Genomic DNA, 21,390 nt, shown 5'->3' with positions numbered 1-21,390 from the left:
TTCAAGCCATCTCCATTCTATCTGCACAATAGGATATAAGCATATGCTTATATACTAAATTACATTATCATATGTGTCAATGACATTTAGTTTTACCTATTGTCAGGCTTAATAATTAAAACATTACATTAATTTATAGAACTATTAATGCCGAAATAAAAAACTGCCAGCAACTATTATCTTTTGACTGGCAGTTTATGAATGTTTTTTCAGAAAACCTTCTGATGCCCTGCGGGATACTCATCCCTTCCCGAAACTAAGACTAGGCGGCACAAACCCTTCTCCAAATACTTCAGTTGCATCACTCATAATAATAAAAGCACTATGGTCAATGCTTTGAACCAATGTTCTTAATTGATTTACCTTTGCTGTATCAAGAACAATCATCAAAATGATTCTTTCTGTATTCGTATATCCTCCTGCACCTGTCAGTTTTGTCATGCCTCTGTCAAGTTTATGTAAGACAGCATCGCTTATATTTTGTTCATAATCTTTAGCTGTTATGATATAAGCAATCTTCGGTCGCTTGTGTTTCCCTTGAACAACATCAATTGTTTTGCGTGTTACAAACGCCCCTACAAGAGCGTATAATGCATTCTCTGCTGAAAACACTAAACCGCCTGCAACCATGACAAGAGCATCTAAACATACAATAGTTGTACTATGCTTAACTGATTTGTACTTATACAATAACTGGGCAATCAACGTAAACCCGCCTGTATTACCGCCTGCCCGAAACACTATTCCAAGCCCTATTCCTACTCCCAATCCTCCGAATATTGCAGCCAAGAGCGGATCGTTAGTTAACACTGGCATGCCGCTTGTAAGCAATACGAATAACGGTATTAACAGTGATCCAATAACGGATTTCAAGAAAGAATTCTTCCCTAAAAAATAAGAGCACACAAGCAACAAGAGCATGGTCGCTACCCATAACAGCATCGTTGACGGCATATGCCAGATAGAGCTTAGTACTAGAGCTGCACCTGTTAGCCCTCCTGATGCAATATGATTTGGCCCTTGCAATAACGTAAATGATAAAGAAATGATAAAAGTCCCTATTATTAATAAAAGGTAATATTTTATTTGCTTCATATTATTTCCTCCCTTTCTTACAAAAGCATTATAAACACAATTTCACTTTAGCGCAATAAAGTGAATTAACGCTTTCATGTATTTACACAGCTTTGCTTTCCTGCTTTTATTTATCAAAGCAAAAAAGGAGATGTGCAGTTCATGCACACCTCGTGTATTAAAGGAGTTTAGGTTTGTCATACATAGAGATATGCGATGAATTATCCTGATACTATCCTATTCATCTTGTCCATTCTTGTACAGGCACTTGCCCTTTCGCTAAAAAAAATTTATCAAAATAACTTTTACTGGATAACATAAGGTATAAAAGTTAGGGAGGTAGCGACATGACTTCGAGGGACGTTCCTATCACTTCATCAGAATTGGCAAATTTGTGGATGACTTATCAAGAAAAGACGATGATCCTCAGAATGCTCGAGCATTTTTTAGAACATGCAGATAGTGAAGCAAAACAGCTATTACAAAACCATTATGAGAGTGCTGGTAAAGCTATTGATATCATTACAGAAATTTTCAAGCAGGAAGGTGCAGCTATCCCTGTCGGATTTACAGCAAATGATATAAATAAAGGAGTTCCTAAGCTGTTTGATTTCCTCTATGATATTATGTATTTACATATGATGACGAAAGTGGAAATGAGTTTATTCTCCCTGTTCTGCGGCATCTCCTATCGCAGCGACATTAATGACCTTTTCATCAGTTGGACAGCTGAGTCACAAGCCCTCAATAATGAGGTGACCCAATTCCTCCTTGAAAAAGGCGTGCTTGTTCGTCCAGCTTTTGTTTCGATGCCAAAAGAGGTGCATTTTGTACAGGAAAATCATTATCGAAAGTTCGGATTGTTTGGAGAAAAGAGATCGTTAAATACAATTGAGGTTTCCCTTATTCATCATGCTATTGAAACCAATTTGGTTGGAATGCAACTAATGATTGGCTTCGCTCAAGTTGCGGAGAATAAAGATGTGCAACAATACCTTGTTAAGGGCATGAAACTATCGAAAAAAATCGAAGTCGATTTAGGCGAATTTTTGCGGCACAGCTATATTGAACCACCTGCAACACATGCTGGTAAAGCAACTTCTTCCCAAATCGCACCCTTTTCTGACAAATTAATGATGTATAATACCAGTTTATTGACTTCCTTTGGGCTTGGCACAAACGCAATCGGCGGTGCCTTCAGTTTGCGGAATGATCTGCAGCGAAAATGTCATTACTGGCAAAAGAAATTTTTACATTTGCTCAAGAAGGTGGAAAAATTTTGATAAAAAACGGCTGGATGGAGGAGCCTCCTCAAATGGAGGACCGAAATCAGCTGACTCAATAAAGTTGAATATGCCCCTATTAACGCTTGATGTTATTAGGGGCATTTCTTTTAAAATTTTATTAGTTTTTTCCCGGCAGATATTGTGCTGACAGCGCTTTTAAAGACTAACTGCTGCTTACCATCTACTTCTAATAATAATATGTATGTATCATTCCCTTTAATCTTACATCTGATTGGAACACCTTTTTTTCCCATAAATACGGTTACGATCATCTCTGTTTCGATGATGTTACGGATGATGCTGTTTTGTATATCAATAACTGCCATGTTAGCCCTCCTTCTTTGTCTTATATTTATACTTTACTACAATTAGTCACAACTTTTGAGATTTTTTTAGCTGGATTAAAGAAATCCAGCATCTATCCGTCTTAAGAATACATGCTGGAGCAGATTTTTAGGAAGGATTTCTTTTTTGCAGAATCATTCGCAGTCCGCTTCTTGGCCTAAGTGTAATGGATGGAAATGTTTTAATTGGATGATGATTTGGCGCTAATTTAAATTTGAACCGTTGAGCTACAGAAACAAGGATAAGCGCTGCCTCCATTATCGCAAAGTGATTGCCAATGCATACTCTTGGTCCTCCGCCAAACGGAAAGAATGCATATTGGGGAATTGTCTTAATAAAATTATTTTCAAATCTTTCTGGTATGAACGACTCCGGATCTTGGAAGTATTCTGCCTTTCTATGCATCGCATACTGACTGACAAGAATCATATCCCCTTTTTTAAAGCGATATTCACCAATCTCAACATCCTTATCCACTTTCCGGCTTGTTACAAAGGATGGTGGATACAAACGCAAGGACTCCCAAATGAGGTTTTGTGTGTAGGTTAATTTCATAAAATCAGAAGGAGCTGGTGGTTTTTTTCCTAGTACACTTTCTATTTCACTAAATAACTTCTCTTCAGCCTCCGGATGCTGAGATAATAAATACAATGTCCAGGACAGTGCGTTGGCAGTCGTTTCGTGTCCTGCAATAAAAATAGTCATTACCTCATCTCGCACCTGCTTGTCTGTCATCCCGATGCCATCGACATCATCTCTGGCATCCATTAAAATACCAAGCATATCCTCATGCTTAACTGGGTCCTTTCTGCGTTTCTGGATTATCTCCAAAACGACAGAATCGAGTTCCCTTATCGCCTTCTTCGTATCACGATTAAGCTTTGTCGGAACCCATAACGGCATTTTTTTAAGGCTTCTCATTCGTTTAACTGCTAATATTAAAGCAGTTTCAAGCGGTTTTCCGATGACCTTGTAGCCTTCTTTAAAGTCCATGTTGAACATTGTTTTACAAATAATTCCGAGTGTTATGTTCATCATATCATTCGTGATAATTCGTTCTTCCTCGTCTTTCCATGTCGATAAATAATCATTCGTTATATCTATCATATCTTGTCCATAATCCATGATATGAGATTTTTTGAATGCTGGTTGGATCAGCCTCCTTTGCCGCATATGGAAGTCTTTATCACTCGTGAGCAGTCCTTCACCGAAGATTGGTTTTAATGCTTTAAAATCATCAGATTTAACAAAGTTTTTCTGCTTTGTCACCAGGATTTGCTTAATCATATCCGGATTTGATACTAAGAAGACATTCTTCAAAGGACCTAAACGAAACTTTGCAACATCACCATATTCAGCCGCCATTCTTTCAAGGAATGCAGGCGGATCTGCTCGGAATTCAGCCAAATTGCCTGTCAACAGCTTCCCTTTTGGCCCTTTTGGTGTTTTAAATATGGCAATCTCGTTACTCAACTATTTTTCCCCCTTTAAATTTCCATACTTCTTTTATAGTATGGTGCAATGTTAAAGCAGGATTGTACTTAAGTGGAGGACAGTAAAAAGAGGACATAATAATTACAATACCGGCACAGACTCATTCAATCATTTGTCTGTTCGATTGTTTGTAAGCGTCCCTTTTCTGGAGTTCGTTCATTCCAGGCATATTGTATAATGTATGTTTTATTCTCTTCTACCAATTGAAATTCATTAAAGGATACATTCAGCTTTTTATTTTCTATTTTAACATAGTATCTTCTATCTTCTTCAAACTTTTCTTTGATTGTATACGCCCCAAAAGAGCTTGGATGTTTTCAACTTGCGAGCAAATAAAGCCTATATAAATAAATGATAACAACAAGTATAACACCCATTTTTGAGCAGCAAACCTTCTATCTGTTTCTTTCTCTATATGATTTTGACTCATTTTGTTTCTCCTTTAAAAAAGTAAGTTCATTATTTAATTCTATAGTATGTAAGAAATTTCCTTCACTTGCTCTTGATTGGTCAGAATAATGTAATACTTCCATAAAAAAATACGCGCCCATAAATGGACACGTACATATAACTTACTCTTTCCCAGATACCGAATTTTCTTCCTCGGCTTTCTGTTTATCCCATATTCTAAAAAATGGGAAGTAAATGATAAAGGAAAGCAGAATAATGACTAATTGAAGGATTGCTCCTGAGATACTGCCAGTAATTAAGTAGCCTTGAATAATTGGCGGCATCGTCCATGGCGGCACAATACCGATTGGCTTGGCAACAAGTCCTATATCCATAGAAACATAGGCGACTATAACAGACAGAATTGGTGTCAACACGAATGGTGCCATCATTAAAGGGTTTAGTACAATTGGCATACCGAAAATAATTGGTTCATTAATATTAAAGATACCTGGGCCTATACTTAACCGTCCAAGCTGTTTCATTTGCTGGCTTTTTGAAAAAAACAACATGGCCAGCACTAATCCTAAGGTTGTTCCAGAGCCGCCGATAAAAATGATGTCATTAAATTGATCTGTCACAATATGCTCTACAGGTTCACCTGCTCCAAAGGAGATGGCATTTTCGTTTGTTAACGTCAGCCAAACTGGTGTCATTACAGCACCAACTATGCTTGCGCCATGCAATCCTGTCGTCCACAGCAAAGTAATAAGGAAGAAAATAAAGATTGTTCCTAACAAACTTGTTCCTATTTGTGTTAATGGCTCTTGCAGTAATACTGTCACGATATTATGCAAGCTGCCAAAATCCCCTACATTTTCAACGATTAGTCGTAAAATCCACACTACAGAAATCGCAAAAAATCCAGGAATTAAAGCGGTAAACGACTTCGCAACAGCAGGTGGAACTCCGTCTGGCAATGTGATCACGATGTTTTTCTGCAGGATTTTCCGATAAATCTCTGTACATAATACTGCTATAATCATTCCAACAAACAATCCTTTACTTGTGAAAAGGGCGGTTTGATAGGCTGTTTCAACCACATCAACCCCTTCTGGTGTTTTCCCAATTACATAGGAAACAAAAGGTGTTCCCACAAAGTAGGCAGCTAGCGAAATGGCTCCAGAAGCGAGCGGGTCGACCTTGTACGATTCGGCCAGCCGATAGGCAATACCAAAGGTTGCAACTAATGCCATAATTTCAAATGATCCTCGATACGGGTAAAGAATGCTTGCTTTAAGCTTCGGATGCTCCGCCATATAATCTAAATACCCTTGAAAAGGAAGATTGGCTAAAATCAAAAATACAGAACCGATAATAATAAGGGGCATAGAAAGGATAATACCATCTCTTAATGCTTGTAAATGTCTTTGCTCAGCTACTTTCGCAGCGACAGGCATTACTTTTTCTTCTAAAAGCGTATTAAGCTTACTCACATAAATACCTCCTCACATATAATGAAAACGGTTACATTATTATATGTGAAGATTCTAGATTATGTGATATTTTTAAAATTATTTTTTATATTTACCTGCTTTATCCGATAAAATTTATCAACTTAGTAATGTCTCTATCAAAGCAACTAGCAACTAGCAACTAGCAACTAATCATTATACCCGTTTATTAAATAAAACAGCTGCTTTTTAAAGCAGCTGCCTTTCAAACACTAGATTGCCGGCAATAAAATAATAAATTCTGTCCCTTTGTTTCTTTCACTGTTCACCTTAATTTTACCATGAAAGGAATGAATGATTTGAAAGCTTACCATCATTCCCAATCCAGTTCCTTTTTCCTTTAAGGAGTAAAACGGCGATCCTAGACTATCTATTTGTTTTTTCGTCATGCCTATACCTTCATCTTTGACACTGATCTTAATCTGACCGTCAGCTGTTTTTGAACAAGTGATCCAGACCGTTCCACCGTGCGGCATAGCTTCAACGGCATTTTTTAAAATATTGATTAATGATTGATTCAATTTTTGGGAGTTGGCAAATATCCAGCATTCATCCGTCATATCTGTTTTTATACGGACATTATTGTTTAAAGCATAGTTTTCAAGAATATTAATTACCCGTTCTAACTGGTGTGCGGCATTAATTTTTCCATTATTATTTATGGCAGGCTTACCTAATGATAGGAAATCATTGATGATGTCGTTTGCTCTGTCTAATTCTTCTATTGAAATCTTAATATACTGCTTTTTAGTTTCTGGGAATTCGGGATCATCTAGAAGCTGAAGAAAACCTCGGGTAACTTGCATAGGATTTCTAATTTCATGTGCAAATACACTTGTAAGTTCACTTATTACTCGTAATTTTTCCGCATTTTGCAACTCAAGGCGCAGCCGTTGTATCTCTCTGATTGTTTCATTTAACATCGTAAAAAACCATGTTACACATACAACAAAGAATAAATGAATAATCTGTACTTTCAATGTATCCAAAGAAAATCCACGGATTACCCCTAAAAAAGTGAGTCCAACTAGACAATAATATAAGGAAAGACCAACTGCGATCATAACTCTCTTATCTTTTGATGAACGAATAAATAATCTTTGGAAAAAGAAAATAACCGGCATCGTTAATAGCAGAACTAATACTGTATTGTAAAAACCTACACTGATCCCAAAATTAAGACGGTAGACAATAACTAGACCAGATAGTAAAATGCCTGGCCAAAATCCTCCATACAACGCCCCAAATAGTAAAGGAATAATTCTGATATCCAGTCTGTTTTCACCAAAATTCAGCGGAAAGGACATGCATAACAAAATCGAAATTCCCCATAATACGGTCATTAGAATCGTCTTATTTCTTTCACTCTTTACTCTTTCAGTGATAATTGTGAAATAAATAAATATGGGCAACACCATTAGCGTCATTTGTAGTAAAAAATCTTTTAATATACTCATTTTGGCTACCTTTCCAAGTTAGGAGCAGTTTTGTAAAAATGCTAAATTTGACATAATTATACTCTATACTTATCATATTTTGTCGGTTTTTGCCGAAAAAAATAATGTTCAACATGATTTTCATATCTCATAAAGAGTATTATCTCCTTTCTATTGTTTCGGCAGAAATCAACCTCACTTTTATCTACATTCCGACAAATAATAAAAAAAAATGTGGTTAATCTAATAAAGTAAATAGTTTAACTAAATCAGGAGGAATATTATGGGTATTTTAAGCGGCAATCCGAAAGATGAACCACTGCATTATGGTGAAGTTTACGATATTTGGTCATCAGTATTTGGAGCTAATGGTATGATTGGTAGTTATCAGATCATGAAAAACCATACAGGTGACGATGAATTGAAAGAACTGCTGGATGAAGCAGTCAATTTATGCAAAAAGCAAAAAGAACAATTAGAAAAAATCTTGAAAGAAAATGGAATTGGCTTACCTCCAAGCATGCCAGAACCGCCAGAAGCTTGCTTAGAGGATATCCCCGTAGGTGCCAGACTTCCTGACCCAGCTGTTGCTAGTGCACTGTCTCTTGATTTAGCTGCAGGGCTCGTTTTAATGAGCCAGATTATGGCCAAAGCCATTAGAGAAGATGTTGGGATGATGTATGAGCAATTTCATACTCAAAAGACTGCCCTTGCTGCCAAAGTACTTCGTTTAAACAAAGACAAAGGCTGGCTTGTACCTCCGCCGCTGCATGTAATTAAACAAGGTGATTGTTAAAAAACAAACCTGTCCACTTGCTTTAGTTGGACAGGTTTGTTTTTTATCGTCTCGTCTGCTCATATAAATACTGTAAACCGTATAATAAGTACGCTTTTTGAGACTCCCACGGCTAAAACCGCAAGCCCTATACCTTACGGTATAACGGGTGGGATTCTTGAATGACTAAACGTTCGCAGTCCATTTCTGTTTTGAACAGCCTTCAAGGTTAGGGTATCTCATTACCCCTCCTAAGACAGTGCATATAGCATCTTAGGCTGATTGACTGTTACCATCAATCACAGGTGCATATCGAATATTCATTGCACCGACTATATCCCGATGTTTTTTGAATCCGCATTTGCAGTAATACTTCCTATCTTTCGCTTTGTTTATTTCAGAACAGTTTGGGCAAATTTGTGAAGTATAGGACGGGTTCACAAACTCTACTTTAATGCCAGACAACTTGGCTTTGTATTCGATGAATTGAGATAAGCGAAAGAACGACCAACTATGTAGATTCTTTTCGTTTTTACGGCTTGTTCTTGCCGTCTGTCTAATATTTGCTAATTGCTCCAAGCGAATGACAGAAATCTTATTACTTATGGCGAAATTAACTATTTCACGACTAGTTTTGTGATCCTGATTTTTCATCCATCGTTGTTCTTTATCCTTTGAATTTCGAAGGGCATTGATTTTTTTCTTTTTTCCTAATGCTTTGCGTTCAGAACGATATTTACGTTTTTTATACTTATTTCGTCTTCCGTTTCCGAAGAAACGTACTTTTTCATCATCTGTTACGCCTACAGCAGGTACTTTCAGACCCAAATCAACACCCATCACTTTTAGGCCTGTTCCTTCGACAGTAGAAATGTTGACAGAAATTTGAGCCATCCATTTATTAGCTTTCTGTGTGATTCGGAGCGTACCTAATTTGTGTTTCAACAAATCAAAGTTTCGATTATCTTTATCAACTAATAAAGCACGAATAGGTGTCTTAGTTGCCTTACCATTAATCATAAGCGGCATTGAAATATGCGTGAAATCAAACGAATAGTTTTGATTATTCCAAATGCAAACTGGTTTCTTTAAAACAGGAATGATGGTGAATTTACTTTTCGTCACTTTTTTAAAAACACTTTTTGCGTCTTTAATGGCTTGATTCTTCACAGCACTTGGAAGAGAGACTGAAAGATCCTTGCTTGTTTTCTTTGTGCTTTTCTTTTCCACCATCATTTCAGAAACAAGCGTATTGATTGTGGATATATATGTCAAGCTCATTTCACGCAAAATCAAAATTTGTTCTTTTGTTGGAAGCAATTTAACTTTAACGGTTATGGTTTGTGGCACAATAATCACCCCCTTGTTTTTTGTTGTTCCACATAACGCTTGATTGTTTCGCTCGATACGTTTCCTGCGGTAGAAACAAAATAGGACCGTGTCCATAAACTAGGCAAGTGTTGAAGATGTGGAAACTCTTTTCGCAATATTTAGAGGTCACCCCTTATACTGTTAATCTAATTATTATTAATTTATAGATTTAAAACTAAAAAGTACCCTTCTACTGGATAGTAGAAAGGTATTGTCAGTATATACTATTTTTTATTATCATGGAGCCAGTGAAACAACCCAAAAATGACTGTTGGCTACATCAATCACCGCTTCTGAAAACTGGATATCTTCTTCTTGCTCTGGAAAAAAGTAAGTGTATACCATATAGCCCTGCACAGCCATTTCTCGTAAATTCACACTTCGACCGATCGTAACAAAGCGGCTTTCGGTTTCCTCGGCATGCTTCTTAGCAAACTCCGTTACGAGTTCATCTTTTTCTTTAAGATATGCAAATACCTCCATTGGTTTTGAGCCTTTTGGAATTCTAACCTTTTCTTTTGCAAGAAAGTATGTTTTATTTTTAAAATCGATTTTGGCAAAATTAGTTCTTCTTAGTGTTTCGTTGATTTCTTCTATCGTTTCTTCATTAAGTTTCAAAATCACAGACTTACCTCTTTCTAATAAAATTTATAGTCTTTTTGTAACAAAGGCGCCAAGAATAACAACAAAATAGATTCCTCCTAAACAGACGATCAGCAGCCCTGTTTCAATTAAATGAATACCCATAAAGTAGACAACTATTAATGAGGCACCGCTTCCTAATAAGATAACATAAAGTGTTATCATAAAATAACGCATTAAAAGCATAATACTGCGTTCATCAACCTCTGGAACATTACCATTTCTCTTTTTAGATAACTTAGCAGCAATGAAATAAAACAACAGACCTATAGCTGTACCAACTACGACAGCACCAGCTAAGTCATAGTCAAATCCGCCTGTTTCACCTCTAATTAAATATACTCCTAACAATCCGCCTGTTAGAAAACAACAAACCATAAAGACTAAAGCAATTATCAGCAGCTTGTTTTTTTTCATAACTACTCTCCTTTCGTCTTCTCCAAATAAAATAACACTTCAATTGGAACATCAAAATACTCCATTAACTTTAAAGCTAACTCAAGGCTGGGATTGTACTTATTCTTTTCAATTGCATTGACAGTTTGTCGAGTAATTTGCAAATCCTCCGCTAATTTAACTTGAGTTATCCCTTTTTTCAAACGAATTTCGCGAATATGGTTTACCACTTTCATATACATGCCTCCACACCGGAAGTAAAGATATCTTTACACTTATTATATGCAAACCAACTAGGATATGTAAAGACATCTTTACACTTTAGTGGAGAAAAGTAAAAAAACGCCAGATGAAAATCTGACGTTTTTCCTAAAAAACTTTATTTTAGTTACCCTTATTTATCGGAATAGTGACTCTTGCGATTGTCTGATTATTATCAGAGGTAATAGCTATTTCTCCACCGTACCTGCTTACAGTTTCCTTTACAATAAACAGACCTTGTCCTCGCAGTTTTCCGTGCTGTTCTTTTTTTGTTGAGTAGCCGCTTTTGAAAATAAGGTCTTTATCCTTATCCCGAATAGGATTTCCAGTGTTAGCTACTTCAAAAATATAGTGTTTAGCATCGACTTTACACACAATCTTCATTTTTCTTTTCTGCTCTGGCAATTCTGTTGTAGCATCAATCGCATTGTCTATTAAATTGGATAAAATCTTAATTAAATCCGTTGTCGTTAAAGTAGAATATGAATCCTGGACTACCTCAAACTCAATTTGAATTTGATGATTTTGGGCAGCAAGCTTTTTCGTTTGCAACAGAACCGAAAGTCCTGGGTTATTAACATCTAATGCAATAGATTTAATCATATGAATTTCTTTGGCAAGAATGGATAAGTATTCAAGGGCCTTATCTGTTTGCCCAAGTCTCAGTAAACCATGAACCACCTGAATATGATTGGAATAATCATGGCGTAAGGATTGAACAGATGACACTAATGATTGCAGTTCAGTTTGATAGGTATCCTCTGTATCGCCTACTTCCTTTTTTAATTCTCTTGTATACCAATTTTGCAGAACAAAAAAAGCGGCAACCATCAGTATAACAAATAGACCATTAAACACGAAGCTTGAAATACTGCTTCTTAATGCTTTGTCACTAATATTATTAACAATGTCTGCACTTATATCAATACCAAGATAGCCAATAATTTCATCCGTCTTATCCTTAATCGGCACGCCAACCGTTAAATAATCCCCATAGATCGAATCTGAAATAATGTTTGTGGAAAAAATTTTCCCAAAGTAGGCCATTCTAACTTGTTCTTCTGGAACAGTACAAATACCCCCGATTGGAAATTCCTCCTTTTCCTCAGCTGACATGGCGACAATCATTGCTCTTGATACATTAGGATTATTAACTAATAGTGTATACACATGAAGTGCACCGTTTTTTTCCCTGGCATCCTCTAAATAACCCTTCACTTCATAATAATAATCGTTTTTCACTGGATTTCTTAGAAATAACTTATAGGTTTCTGTATCCATTGAGGCAGCAATTGATTTGGCAGCCTCTATATTTTGATTCACAACGGAGTTTACCACTGTTTTTTTTATATTAAAGTAGGAAGAAAAGATATTAACAATCATAAACATTACTACTATAAGAATGGATAAAAGAAAGATAGATTTTAATTTTTTATTTTTCATTGTTACATCCTCTTTAGTACTTTGTCGAAATTAACTCAAAACGATATAATATCACTATTTTTACCTAGTTTACCATACAATCTTAAACCTTTCGTACTAGGAAGCTAGATTTATTTAATTCAGGAGCTTAATAACTAGGAATTAATAACCAATTGGAATTTAAAACCATCTTACATGGATAGTATTGGGAAAGGTGAGAATGTGGAGGATTAGGCTTTTTTTATTAAGCTATTAGTTTTAAAAAACATCTAGTAGCGGCGGTACTAGTCATATGGCATTTATAAGCACCAGTAATATGTCAACAAGATTATCTCCTAAATGCCATCTCTTCTATCGAACATAATGCAAATAAAGCTTACCCAATTTCTCTTTCCATAATCACATACTCTTTGTCTTCTTTTTTAAAGCTTTCGCCTGTTTCAAGCAAACCGAATTTCTGATAAAAAGCCGCTTTATTCTTTCTCGCATTACACCAAATTTTCTTTATGCCAAGCTTTTCTGCTTCCATTAGTACATATTGCAATAATGCACTGCCATATCCCTTGCCTTGTTCTTCTGAAAGTGTGGCAAATTTGCGAAATTGAGCTTCCTCATCTGAAACAAACAGAGAAATAACCGAAACTAGGTCGTTTCCTTTAAAAAGCCCATAGTGGATTCCTGTATCATCATCAGCTAACTTAATAAAGTCAAAATGCTTTTCAGGCCACATCACCTTATGCCTAAGCTCCCATGCCTTTTCTTTATGTATGGCCGAAATGATAGTTTCCATAATATCTCTCCCTCCAAATATATTAAAGGCTGTCATGCAAGAATATGGTGACAGCCTCTAAACCTCGTTTCTTATTCTGTTCATTTTAGTTGATTTTTGGCGCGGTACATCTCCGCATCTGCTTTTTTAATCAGTAATTCAACAGAGTCACCATCCACTATAGAGATTGATAAACCGATGCTTGCACCAATCTTTAGCTGTTTGCCCTCAATAATAAATGGTGCTGAAATTGCTCTTTTAATGTTTTCCATGAGCAATTGGAGATTAGCCTTGTTTTCGATATTGGCGCAAATAACTGTAAATTCATCCCCGCCCCAGCGAGCAACCAATCCCTTATTTCCAATGGCAGCGGAAAGTCGGTTCGCTACTTCAATTAGAAGCTGATCACCTATTTCATGGCCAAAATTATCATTAACGAACTTGAACCCGTCCAAATCAATCAACATCAGCCCATGAACTTGCTGCTTACTATCGTCAAGCAGCTCTTGGACTTTTTGTTTGAATAATCGTCGGTTTGGCAGTTCTGTGACAGAATCGTGATACGCAAGGTGGGAAATTAGTTCCTCAGCCTCTTTGCGTTCCGTCACATCTCGACCGACGCCAATCTTTTGCAGGATATTCCCAGACTCATCACGGATAACTTCAACTGTTGTTTCATACCAGCGATATTCACCATTCTTATGCAGAACTCGTCCCGTAAATCGTACTGTATCCTTATCAATATGGTAAGTATTCTGAGTATCAAGCAGCCGGGCAAAATCATCAGGATGATTAAAGTTAATCTGTGGTTGTCCAATAACCTCCTCTGGTGTATAACCGAGCAGTGCCGTCACAGTTGGTGAAATGTATGTAAACATTCCGTCGCTTGAGAAGGAAGATATAATATTTTGGGATTTTTCAGAAATGAGTGTGAACATTTCTTGTATATTTAATAATCCCCTGTTCTGTTTCAAGGATTGGGTAATATCTTCGAATGTAAGCATCTTGCCAACTTCTTTTCCTTCACTCATAAGGGGTATAACAGTCAAATTTACATATAGAAGCTGCCCCTGTTTATGCGGAATGGCTAATCTTTGCCGAGAATTGTCAGCAGTGCCATTCATTAGCTGCTTTAAAGGAATTTCTAACAGCTCTTCTTTTGTATAACCAAATATATTTAAAACAGCAGCATTTGCGTCTACCATTTGACCGTTCATATCCATAAGAATGATTCCGTCTGGATGATAGTCAAAAAAACGTTGAAAGACACCATGTTGCTCTAATATTTTATTTTGCAGTTCCATGTAACTATCCACCTTTAACGACATCTGGACTATTGAAAAATATTAAATCTTATCCTTTTATTATATTTCCTGCTTACAAATGAAAGCAAAGGAAATTTCTAGTTTTTGATGATAAAAAAGATGACTGCGAACAGTCATCTTCACTCTTTATATATCCTCTGTTTTTTCTTGTTTTAAAATCAATACTTTATCCACTCTAAATTGATCCATATCGACTACTTCCAACACTAAATCCTCGATTTGAATTGTATCCTTCACTCTCGGTATAATTCCTAAGCTATTGGTGATAAATCCGCCAAGGGTGTTATACCGTTTATTCTCTATATCTGTTGCTGTTTTCTCTAACCCGAAATACTCTAAAAATGTATCGATAGAAACGAGCCCATCTGCCAACCAGGAAGTTTCTGTTCGTTCAATGATATGAGGCTCCGCTTCATCTTCCCTATCCGGCATATCTCCAACTATATTCTCCACAATATCATGAAGTGTGACAAAACCTTCTATTCCGCCGTATTCATCAATAACAATCGCTTCATGTTGACCAGCATTTTTCAAGCTTTCAAGAGCTTGATACACTTTCATTGCTTCTGGCAGCACTAATGTATTTTCTATGCAATCAGCTAATTGGAAATCTTGGTTTGCAACCATTTTGGAAAAAACATCTTTTGTATGAATTATCCCCTTAAAGTCATCCAGACTCCCTTTTCCAACTGGAAACTTAGAATAAGGACTCTGTTCCATCACACGAATACTTTCTGAAAATGAATCTTCTAAATCAATCCACACTAATTGCGTACGTGGTGTTAGGATATCTCCAAGGCGCTTGTCTCCTAAATAAAAGATTTGTTCTACAAGATCTTGTTCAATCGCTTGAACCACTCCGCTGTAAACACCTTGTTCAATTAATTGAGTAATTTCTTCTTCCGTAACATCTGGTTCAGCAGCAGGTTTAATTCTTAAGAGACGTAACACTAGTTCTGTCGATTTACTTAAAAACCAAATAATCGGCTTGCCTATTTTAGAAAAGTAAAACATTGGTTTAGCGATGAGACAAGCAACCTTCTCTGGATTTCCCATCCCTATCCTTTTCGGCACCAATTCTCCAATAATTAATGATAAATAGGTAGATAAACCAACAACGATGACAAAACTTATTTCATAACTGAATCTGGACAGCACTTCTATTTTCTCCACGTAAACAGCTAGTTGACTGGCAATCGTTGCTCCTCCAAAGGCACCAGTTACAACCCCGATTAACGTTATACCAATCTGAATAGTTGAAAGCAGCTGATTCGGATCTTCCGCTAATTTCAAGGCATACGCGGCCCGTAAATCGCCACTTTCTTTTATTCTTTCGAGTCTGTTCTGTTTAGAAGTAACAATCGCTATCTCCGTCATCGCAAATATTCCATTTGCAATAATTAATATGAATAATATAAGAATTGAAACCCATATGCTCTCCAATAGACTGTCACCAACCCAATAGTAGAATGTTTTATTATTAATTGTTAATACCCGTTTTATCAAACTTATCTCGTGTAATGACATATAATTTGTGTGTTATAAGGTATTTTTAAGCCATAAGTTTTGCTATTTGAGTAAAAAGCGACAGAACAAATTTCTCTTAGGAAAATATAGAAGGAGCTGGTAATACAGTAGAAAACTTTATGACTAGCGACAGAAAAGGTTTTGTCCTTATTTTAATAAAATACTGACGTTATCGTATGTACTTACAAAAGAACTCTCAAGTTGGCTGGTCCTAAAAACTCATTCTCGTTAATGTATTCAAAAAAGGATAAGGCAAGGAAAAAAACTATTTAGAGTAATCCCTTATTAAACCAAAATACAAATCTTCTTACGATATATAACATAAAAAAATTAATGCCCACACTTAAGAAAAAGTTCCAATGCTTAAATTCAATGAGCGAACTATATTTATTTAATAAAAAAGTATAGGTTGCTAAAAGCAAATTGAATAGAAATGTATGAAAAAATTTTCTTGAAGTGCTTTTATCTGTCGGATAATAAACAATAAAAAAAACAAAAAATGTAGGATATACTGCATAATGCAAAGAAAAACTTAGTTTTGTCGCCTTTGCAAACTCTCTGTATGGAAATTCTAATAGTCCAAACAGAACCTGTATATACTCATAAGCCCATGCAACCGTGGAAGAAAACAAAAATGCTATGATAGATACTCTAAGATATTTCTTCGGAATTAACAGCAGTAATAAACTTATGGAAATTACCCACGAGACGATTAAGATGAGTTCATTTTTCATTAATTTGCACCTGTTTTAGACCTTTTTTAAACCATTTATAAGCAATATCATTTAAAAAAAGAGCGATATTCACGGTAATAAATGTCCAATACCAGTTCCATTTTATATATTTCACTAATACTGTGAATTTCTCTAAAAGCACCTCTATTGTGGTAAAAAAACCTGAAATTCCAACATAATACAATATAATGATTAGCCAATGTTTACTTCGCGGAAAATATAGGCTAAAAAAGATAGCTATGACTGGAAAAAAGAAAAATTCAAACGAAAAGCTAGATTTATTATAGGAGTTTGTATTCGGTAATAACTGAGTAGGATACTCTATCCACCCTAGCTCCACTGTAAATAAGCCTGCCGGCCAAGTTATAAGCTGTAAGAATAAAAACAAAACCCATGCATCTCTCCACCTATGTTTAGGGATAAATCGCCATAATGCAGAAATACAAATTATAGTTAAACCGATTAGAAACCATCTTTCACAATTCAATTTAGATCACCAAATATATTTTTAACTTAGTTTGATAACATTATGTATTTATCATCTTAAATATAAATTTTCATTGCCATTTTTACTTATACATAAATTACTACTTGAAAAAACAGCTAGGAACTAGTACACTTACACAAGTGCTCATTTAACTTCATATCAACAACCTGTATAACCTTAAGAATATGGCTTAAGGGTTTCTACCAGGAACCATAAAATCCTGATTACAGAAAATGATTTAATCATTTTTTGTAATCAGGATTTTTTTATTTTATTTAGTTAGAAAGGATGTTTTCTCTAATATGAATTTAAAGGTTTTTATACTCGCAATATCAACAGTCGCTGTTGGACTTGTTGAACTTATCCTAGGCGGATTACTGCCGACAATAGCTGACGATTTTAATATTTCATTAAGCACGGCCGGACAGCTCATATCTGTTTTTGCACTAGTTTATGCAGTATCTGGTCCTGTTTTACTCGTTTTAACCAGTAAAATAGAACGAAAAAAATTATATCTTGTGTCTTTATTTATTTTCTTTCTCGGAAATATCATGACATATTTCAGTCATACCTTTACCTTTATGATGATCGCCCGAATCCTAACATCAATGAGCACGGCATTAATTGTAGTATTGTCTTTAACACTTGCTGCTAAGGTAGTCGCTCCCGAACATCGTGCAAAGGCTTTAGGACTTATTTACATGGGGATTAGTTCATCACTTGTGATGGGTGTGCCTCTTGGTATACTTATTTCCAATTCATTTGGCTGGCGGATTATATTCTTAGGAATAGCGATTTTATCAATTGGTTCCTTTGTACTTATTTCCGTTTATCTGGAGAAAGTTCCCGGAGAAAGCACCATCCCACTTTCTCAACAATTGCGGGCTGTTACTAGTACAAAAATCGGCAGTGCCCATCTTGCTACTATGTTTATGCTAGCAGGCCATTATACGATTTATGCATATTTCACACCATTTTTAGAAACAGAGCTTCACCTAAATTCTAATTGGATTAGTCTTTGCTATTTATTATTTGGACTTGCTGCAGTTAGCGGCGGTGCATTTGGTGGAATATTATCAGACTCTATTGGAGCACAGAAAAGTATTGTCGTAGTTATCAGCGCATTTGCTGTAGTACTTTTCTTATTACCATTTACAACTTTCTCACTTATCGTATTTATCCCAATCATGATGGTTTGGGCAGCATTAAGCTGGAGTCTCGCACCGCCACAGCAAAGCTACTTGATTCAAACAGACCCAGCTACATCTGACATCCAGCAAAGCTTTAATAATTCAGCCTTACAAATAGGGATTTCCTTAGGCTCTGCCTTCGGCGGAATTGTGCTAACACAAACCGGAACAGTTTCCAAAACAGCCTGGTTTGGCGGTGTCATTGTCATCATTGCCTTATTATGTGCAATCTTCTCATTAACTCGAAAAACCGTAAATAGATCGAAGGCAATTATAATTTCATCCGTACAAGAAGAAAATATTAATTAGTTCTAGAAAACAAGTAAGACACTATTCTTCAGATGTGTTTTACTTGTTTTTTATTATTATTATTAGAACTTTATTAATGGAATTGCTGCCGTTTTAGTTGGCTGATCAAAATTGATAGCGGCTATAGATGGGGAACCCGCTGGACCTGTCGCTCCGGTCGGACCGGCTACTCCTGCTGGTCCCGTTGCTCCAGTTGGACCAGTTGGTCCAATTATTACAGTAGCAGATAACAGTGCTACATCATCAACTAAAACATCAGAAGCGCCTTCTAAAGGTATTAAGTAGCAAATATGTCTGTGTTGTTCCTACCGGGGCTGTTCCGGTAGTTAATATATTTCCTTTCATGTGCTTATTTGAGCATTAGGAAGCCTGTTTGGAGGTATAAAATTTGAAGCACCAGTCCCTAACAACTGTAAATTCCGTCCAAAAAAGAAGATTTGAATTAATACAGCAGGTGCTTGAAGACTATTGGGGCGCGCAAGTGAAAGAAAAAGCTCTAAAGTATCACCAGTAGCTGCAGGCACGAACTGACTAAGAAGAAATTGTTCCTTGCTGCAACAAAGCTGCTTAAGTTCCTGAATGAGAGTTAACATTGGTAGTAGTCGAATTAGATCCAGTAACCCAGCCATTCAGGTTTCCAGTTTCGAATCCACCGTTCGTAATTAATTCAGTAAACTCATTTTTCTCTCCTTTCAAAGTAAATACTTATCCGTATATACTATGAAAAGGAAAGAATGATGGATAAGCTGTTATCCTTACTCTGATTATGTTGCTTTTTTAATCGTATAAACTACAAAGCTCCTATTTTAACTTTTAAATTCACAAGAAACTATCAGGATTTTTTAAAAGAATTAAATAAATTATATTATATCTACCTCGATTTCCAACACAAAAAAAGCCGCCAAACGGCAGCTAATATTGTCTACAAAATGTTATTTAATATAATCATAGATATTTTTCACCAACAATAAACAGGTTACTGTAATAAACAGCGCGCGAACAAAACTGCTGCCTTTTTTTATGGCATATTTTGAGCCGCAGACAGCTCCTGCAAGCTGTGCTAACCCCATAATTATTCCATATGTATAATTCACTTGTCCTAAAAACATAAACATTAGCAAGCCAGCAATATTACTGCCAAAATTCAAAAACTTTGCATTACCTGCTGCCTTTAGAAAATCAAAACCTATCAACAGAAAAGCAAAGATCAGAAAAGAACCTGTACCAGGGCCTAAAAACCCATCGTAGAATCCAATTGCAAAAATAGCTGCTAGAAAAATATGGCGAAATGATAATTTTTTCGGGGTAGAAACGCTGCCCCAATCCTTTTTGAAAATTGTATAAACTGCTACTGCTGCAAGCATTATCAGCATTAAGGGTTTAAGCATTTGCGGATCCATTAAGTGTACACACCAAGCTCCTAACATCGAACCAATAAAGGTGAGCGGAAATAATTTATACACTGATTTTAAATCAAGCTTGCCGGAGCGATAAAACATCAATGTACTCGTTAAGGAGCCCATTGTTGACGCTAGTTTATTAGTAGCTACTGCTGCTGCTGGATTCATTCCTGTAAATAAAAGGGCTGGTAATGCAATCAAGCCTCCTCCGCCGACAACTGAATCAATGAATGCAGCAAAAAAACCAAACACAATCAAAATTATTAATACCGTTGGGTCTAAATCAAACAATATCGACAGCTCCTCTATTAGTCACTATTCAAATAGTAACTAAATATTTGATAAATGTAAACAGTTATTGTATCGTTTAAACTATAGAAAATGTATAATTGGAGGACGTGGAAAAGTGAGCGATATTGTACAGCAGCTCAAAAAACTTGGTTTTAATGAATATGAAGCTAAAGCTTATGTATCTTTAGTAAAATCAGGCCCTGTAACTGCCTATCAAGTTAGCAAAGAATCAGGTATTCCAAGGGCAAGAATTTATGATGTTTTAACTACGCTCGTGGAAAAAGGGATTGTCTTAAAGGAAGAAATTAATGAGGCTGCTCGCTATTCACCGCTTCCTGTTGAGATTTTTCTGCAAAAAGCTAAGTCAGAATGGCAATCAACTTATGAAGTAATTAATGATTCATTAAAAGAACTTGAAACGTCTGCGAAGGAAGTCGACAATCGGGTTATTACTTTAAAGGATTATCAAACAATCATTAGCTATTGTCAGACATTAATTAATAAAGCAGAAAATCGTATCGTTATTTCCATGTGGGATGATATGTATTCAGCATTGGAGGGCTATCTTGCTGCTGCTGCTAAAAGAGTGGCAGTAAAAGGGATAACCATACATGTTAACAAACCGCTTAAAAACATAGAAACACATCGTGTTACGTCCTTTACGGAGACATCCTCCACTGAGCATTGGTTTATTTTATCGATTGATTCTAAAGAGATGATTTATGGTCCTTCTTTTGAGGAGCGCAGCATTGCTTTTTATACAGATGACCCTGTCCATATTTATTTGTTAGAGGATTATGTATGGCATGATGTTCTTGTCAATCGGCTTGTACGGCGCAGTTCCGATGACTTGGAAAAATGGATTACAACGGAACGCCAAGCCTTTTTTAAGAAAAATTAAGAATATAAACTTCTTACGAGAATAATGTTATATGAAAATATTCAGTCCACT

Annotated in this window: 22 protein-coding genes, 3 pseudogenes and 1 riboswitch; of the genes and pseudogenes, 7 read left to right on the top strand and 18 right to left on the bottom strand. The window is 36.1% G+C overall.

Annotation, left to right across the window (positions count from 1 at the left end; all coding sequences use genetic code 11):
• Positions 1-240: 240 nt before the first annotated feature.
• Complete coding sequence (locus L8T27_RS20160; RefSeq protein WP_237942590.1) at positions 241-1,095, bottom strand: YitT family protein; 855 nt, start codon at positions 1,093-1,095, stop codon at positions 241-243.
• 326 nt (positions 1,096-1,421) lie between these two features.
• On the opposite strand from L8T27_RS20160, the pseudogene L8T27_RS28945 reads away from it, so the two are divergent.
• Positions 1,422-1,835: pseudogene (locus tag L8T27_RS28945) on the top strand (DUF3231 family protein); the annotation flags it as partial.
• A 48-nt stretch (positions 1,836-1,883) separates the two neighbouring features.
• Positions 1,884-2,419 (top strand): annotated as a pseudogene (locus L8T27_RS28940) (DUF3231 family protein).
• 48 nt (positions 2,420-2,467) lie between these two features.
• Here the strand turns inward: L8T27_RS28940 and L8T27_RS20150 are convergent.
• The 5 genes from L8T27_RS20150 to L8T27_RS20130 form a co-directional block, all read right to left on the bottom strand.
• Entirely contained in the window at positions 2,468-2,686 is a 219-nt protein-coding gene (locus L8T27_RS20150; RefSeq protein ID WP_237942588.1) for an RNA chaperone Hfq, read from the bottom strand.
• Positions 2,687-2,813: 127 nt separating this feature from the next.
• Entirely contained in the window at positions 2,814-4,178 is a 1,365-nt protein-coding gene (locus L8T27_RS20145; protein ID WP_237942586.1) for a cytochrome P450, read from the bottom strand.
• Positions 4,179-4,440: 262 nt separating this feature from the next.
• Positions 4,441-4,629, bottom strand: a complete 189-nt coding sequence (locus L8T27_RS20140) for a hypothetical protein (RefSeq protein WP_237942584.1) — start codon at positions 4,627-4,629, stop codon at positions 4,441-4,443.
• A gap of 142 nt (positions 4,630-4,771) precedes the next feature.
• Positions 4,772-6,085: a PTS cellobiose transporter subunit IIC gene (gene celB / locus L8T27_RS20135; RefSeq protein ID WP_237942582.1), complete on the bottom strand. Its 1,314-nt coding sequence runs from the start codon at positions 6,083-6,085 to the stop codon at positions 4,772-4,774.
• Between the two features lie 230 nt (positions 6,086-6,315).
• Complete coding sequence (locus L8T27_RS20130; RefSeq protein WP_237942580.1) at positions 6,316-7,560, bottom strand: ATP-binding protein; 1,245 nt, start codon at positions 7,558-7,560, stop codon at positions 6,316-6,318.
• A 262-nt stretch (positions 7,561-7,822) separates the two neighbouring features.
• On the opposite strand from L8T27_RS20130, the gene L8T27_RS20125 reads away from it, so the two are divergent.
• On the top strand, positions 7,823-8,335 hold the full coding sequence (locus L8T27_RS20125; protein ID WP_237942578.1) for a DUF3231 family protein: 513 nt from the start codon (positions 7,823-7,825) through the stop codon (positions 8,333-8,335).
• A 252-nt stretch (positions 8,336-8,587) separates the two neighbouring features.
• Here L8T27_RS20125 and L8T27_RS20120 read toward each other — a convergent pair whose 3' ends face one another.
• The 11 genes and pseudogenes from L8T27_RS20120 to L8T27_RS28780 all read right to left on the bottom strand — a co-directional run bounded on the left by L8T27_RS20120 (position 8,588) and on the right by L8T27_RS28780 (position 17,248).
• Complete coding sequence (locus L8T27_RS20120) at positions 8,588-9,664, bottom strand: RNA-guided endonuclease InsQ/TnpB family protein (protein WP_237942576.1); 1,077 nt, start codon at positions 9,662-9,664, stop codon at positions 8,588-8,590.
• A 5-nt stretch (positions 9,665-9,669) separates the two neighbouring features.
• Positions 9,670-9,801, bottom strand: a pseudogene (locus tag L8T27_RS20115) (transposase); the annotation flags it as partial.
• A 121-nt stretch (positions 9,802-9,922) separates the two neighbouring features.
• Positions 9,923-10,309 (bottom strand): hypothetical protein, encoded by a 387-nt coding sequence (locus L8T27_RS20110; RefSeq protein WP_237942574.1) that lies wholly within the window; start codon positions 10,307-10,309, stop codon positions 9,923-9,925.
• Positions 10,310-10,333: 24 nt separating this feature from the next.
• Positions 10,334-10,744, bottom strand: coding sequence for a hypothetical protein (locus tag L8T27_RS20105; protein WP_237942572.1), 411 nt, complete (start codon positions 10,742-10,744; stop codon positions 10,334-10,336).
• Positions 10,745-10,746: 2 nt separating this feature from the next.
• Positions 10,747-10,959, bottom strand: a complete 213-nt coding sequence (locus tag L8T27_RS20100) for a helix-turn-helix transcriptional regulator (RefSeq protein ID WP_237942570.1) — start codon at positions 10,957-10,959, stop codon at positions 10,747-10,749.
• Positions 10,960-11,107: 148 nt separating this feature from the next.
• Complete coding sequence (locus tag L8T27_RS20095; RefSeq protein WP_237942568.1) at positions 11,108-12,427, bottom strand: sensor histidine kinase; 1,320 nt, start codon at positions 12,425-12,427, stop codon at positions 11,108-11,110.
• A gap of 355 nt (positions 12,428-12,782) precedes the next feature.
• Positions 12,783-13,196, bottom strand: a complete 414-nt coding sequence (locus L8T27_RS20090) for a GNAT family N-acetyltransferase (RefSeq protein ID WP_237942566.1) — start codon at positions 13,194-13,196, stop codon at positions 12,783-12,785.
• Positions 13,197-13,276: 80 nt separating this feature from the next.
• The gene (locus tag L8T27_RS20085; protein WP_237942564.1) at positions 13,277-14,479 is read right to left on the bottom strand and encodes a diguanylate cyclase domain-containing protein; all 1,203 of its coding nucleotides are present in this window, start codon (positions 14,477-14,479) and stop codon (positions 13,277-13,279) included.
• 147 nt (positions 14,480-14,626) lie between these two features.
• Complete coding sequence (locus L8T27_RS20080; protein ID WP_237942562.1) at positions 14,627-15,943, bottom strand: hemolysin family protein; 1,317 nt, start codon at positions 15,941-15,943, stop codon at positions 14,627-14,629.
• 353 nt (positions 15,944-16,296) lie between these two features.
• Positions 16,297-16,761 carry a CBO0543 family protein gene (locus L8T27_RS28785; RefSeq protein ID WP_282581458.1) on the bottom strand — a complete coding sequence of 155 codons (465 nt, stop codon included), beginning with the start codon at positions 16,759-16,761 and terminating at the stop codon, positions 16,297-16,299.
• Complete coding sequence (locus tag L8T27_RS28780; RefSeq protein ID WP_282581457.1) at positions 16,751-17,248, bottom strand: CBO0543 family protein; 498 nt, start codon at positions 17,246-17,248, stop codon at positions 16,751-16,753. The genes L8T27_RS28785 and L8T27_RS28780 overlap by 11 nt, the downstream gene beginning before the upstream one ends.
• 147 nt (positions 17,249-17,395) lie before the next feature.
• Positions 17,396-17,495, top strand: a riboswitch (purine riboswitch).
• 55 nt (positions 17,496-17,550) lie between these two features.
• On the opposite strand from L8T27_RS28780, the gene L8T27_RS20075 reads away from it, so the two are divergent.
• The 3 genes from L8T27_RS20075 (at position 17,551) to L8T27_RS28775 (ending at position 19,261) form a co-directional block, all read left to right on the top strand.
• Positions 17,551-18,747: an MFS transporter gene (locus tag L8T27_RS20075; protein ID WP_237942560.1), complete on the top strand. Its 1,197-nt coding sequence runs from the start codon at positions 17,551-17,553 to the stop codon at positions 18,745-18,747.
• A gap of 111 nt (positions 18,748-18,858) precedes the next feature.
• On the top strand, positions 18,859-19,032 hold the full coding sequence (locus L8T27_RS20070) for a hypothetical protein (RefSeq protein ID WP_237942558.1): 174 nt from the start codon (positions 18,859-18,861) through the stop codon (positions 19,030-19,032).
• A gap of 103 nt (positions 19,033-19,135) precedes the next feature.
• On the top strand, positions 19,136-19,261 hold the full coding sequence (locus L8T27_RS28775) for a hypothetical protein (protein ID WP_282581456.1): 126 nt from the start codon (positions 19,136-19,138) through the stop codon (positions 19,259-19,261).
• A gap of 418 nt (positions 19,262-19,679) precedes the next feature.
• Here the strand turns inward: L8T27_RS28775 and L8T27_RS20065 are convergent, their stop codons facing one another.
• Complete coding sequence (locus tag L8T27_RS20065; protein WP_237944109.1) at positions 19,680-20,441, bottom strand: TSUP family transporter; 762 nt, start codon at positions 20,439-20,441, stop codon at positions 19,680-19,682.
• Between the two features lie 112 nt (positions 20,442-20,553).
• Between L8T27_RS20065 and L8T27_RS20060 the strand changes: the two genes are divergently transcribed.
• Positions 20,554-21,339, top strand: coding sequence for a TrmB family transcriptional regulator (locus tag L8T27_RS20060; protein ID WP_233315401.1), 786 nt, complete (start codon positions 20,554-20,556; stop codon positions 21,337-21,339).
• Positions 21,340-21,390: the final 51 nt, after the last annotated feature.

Source organism: Niallia sp. Man26 (assembly GCF_022049065.2).
GTDB lineage: Bacteria > Bacillota > Bacilli > Bacillales > Cytobacillaceae > Niallia.
The sequence above is the reverse complement of the archived record's forward strand: the minus strand, read 5'-3'. Positions and strand labels throughout refer to the sequence as shown.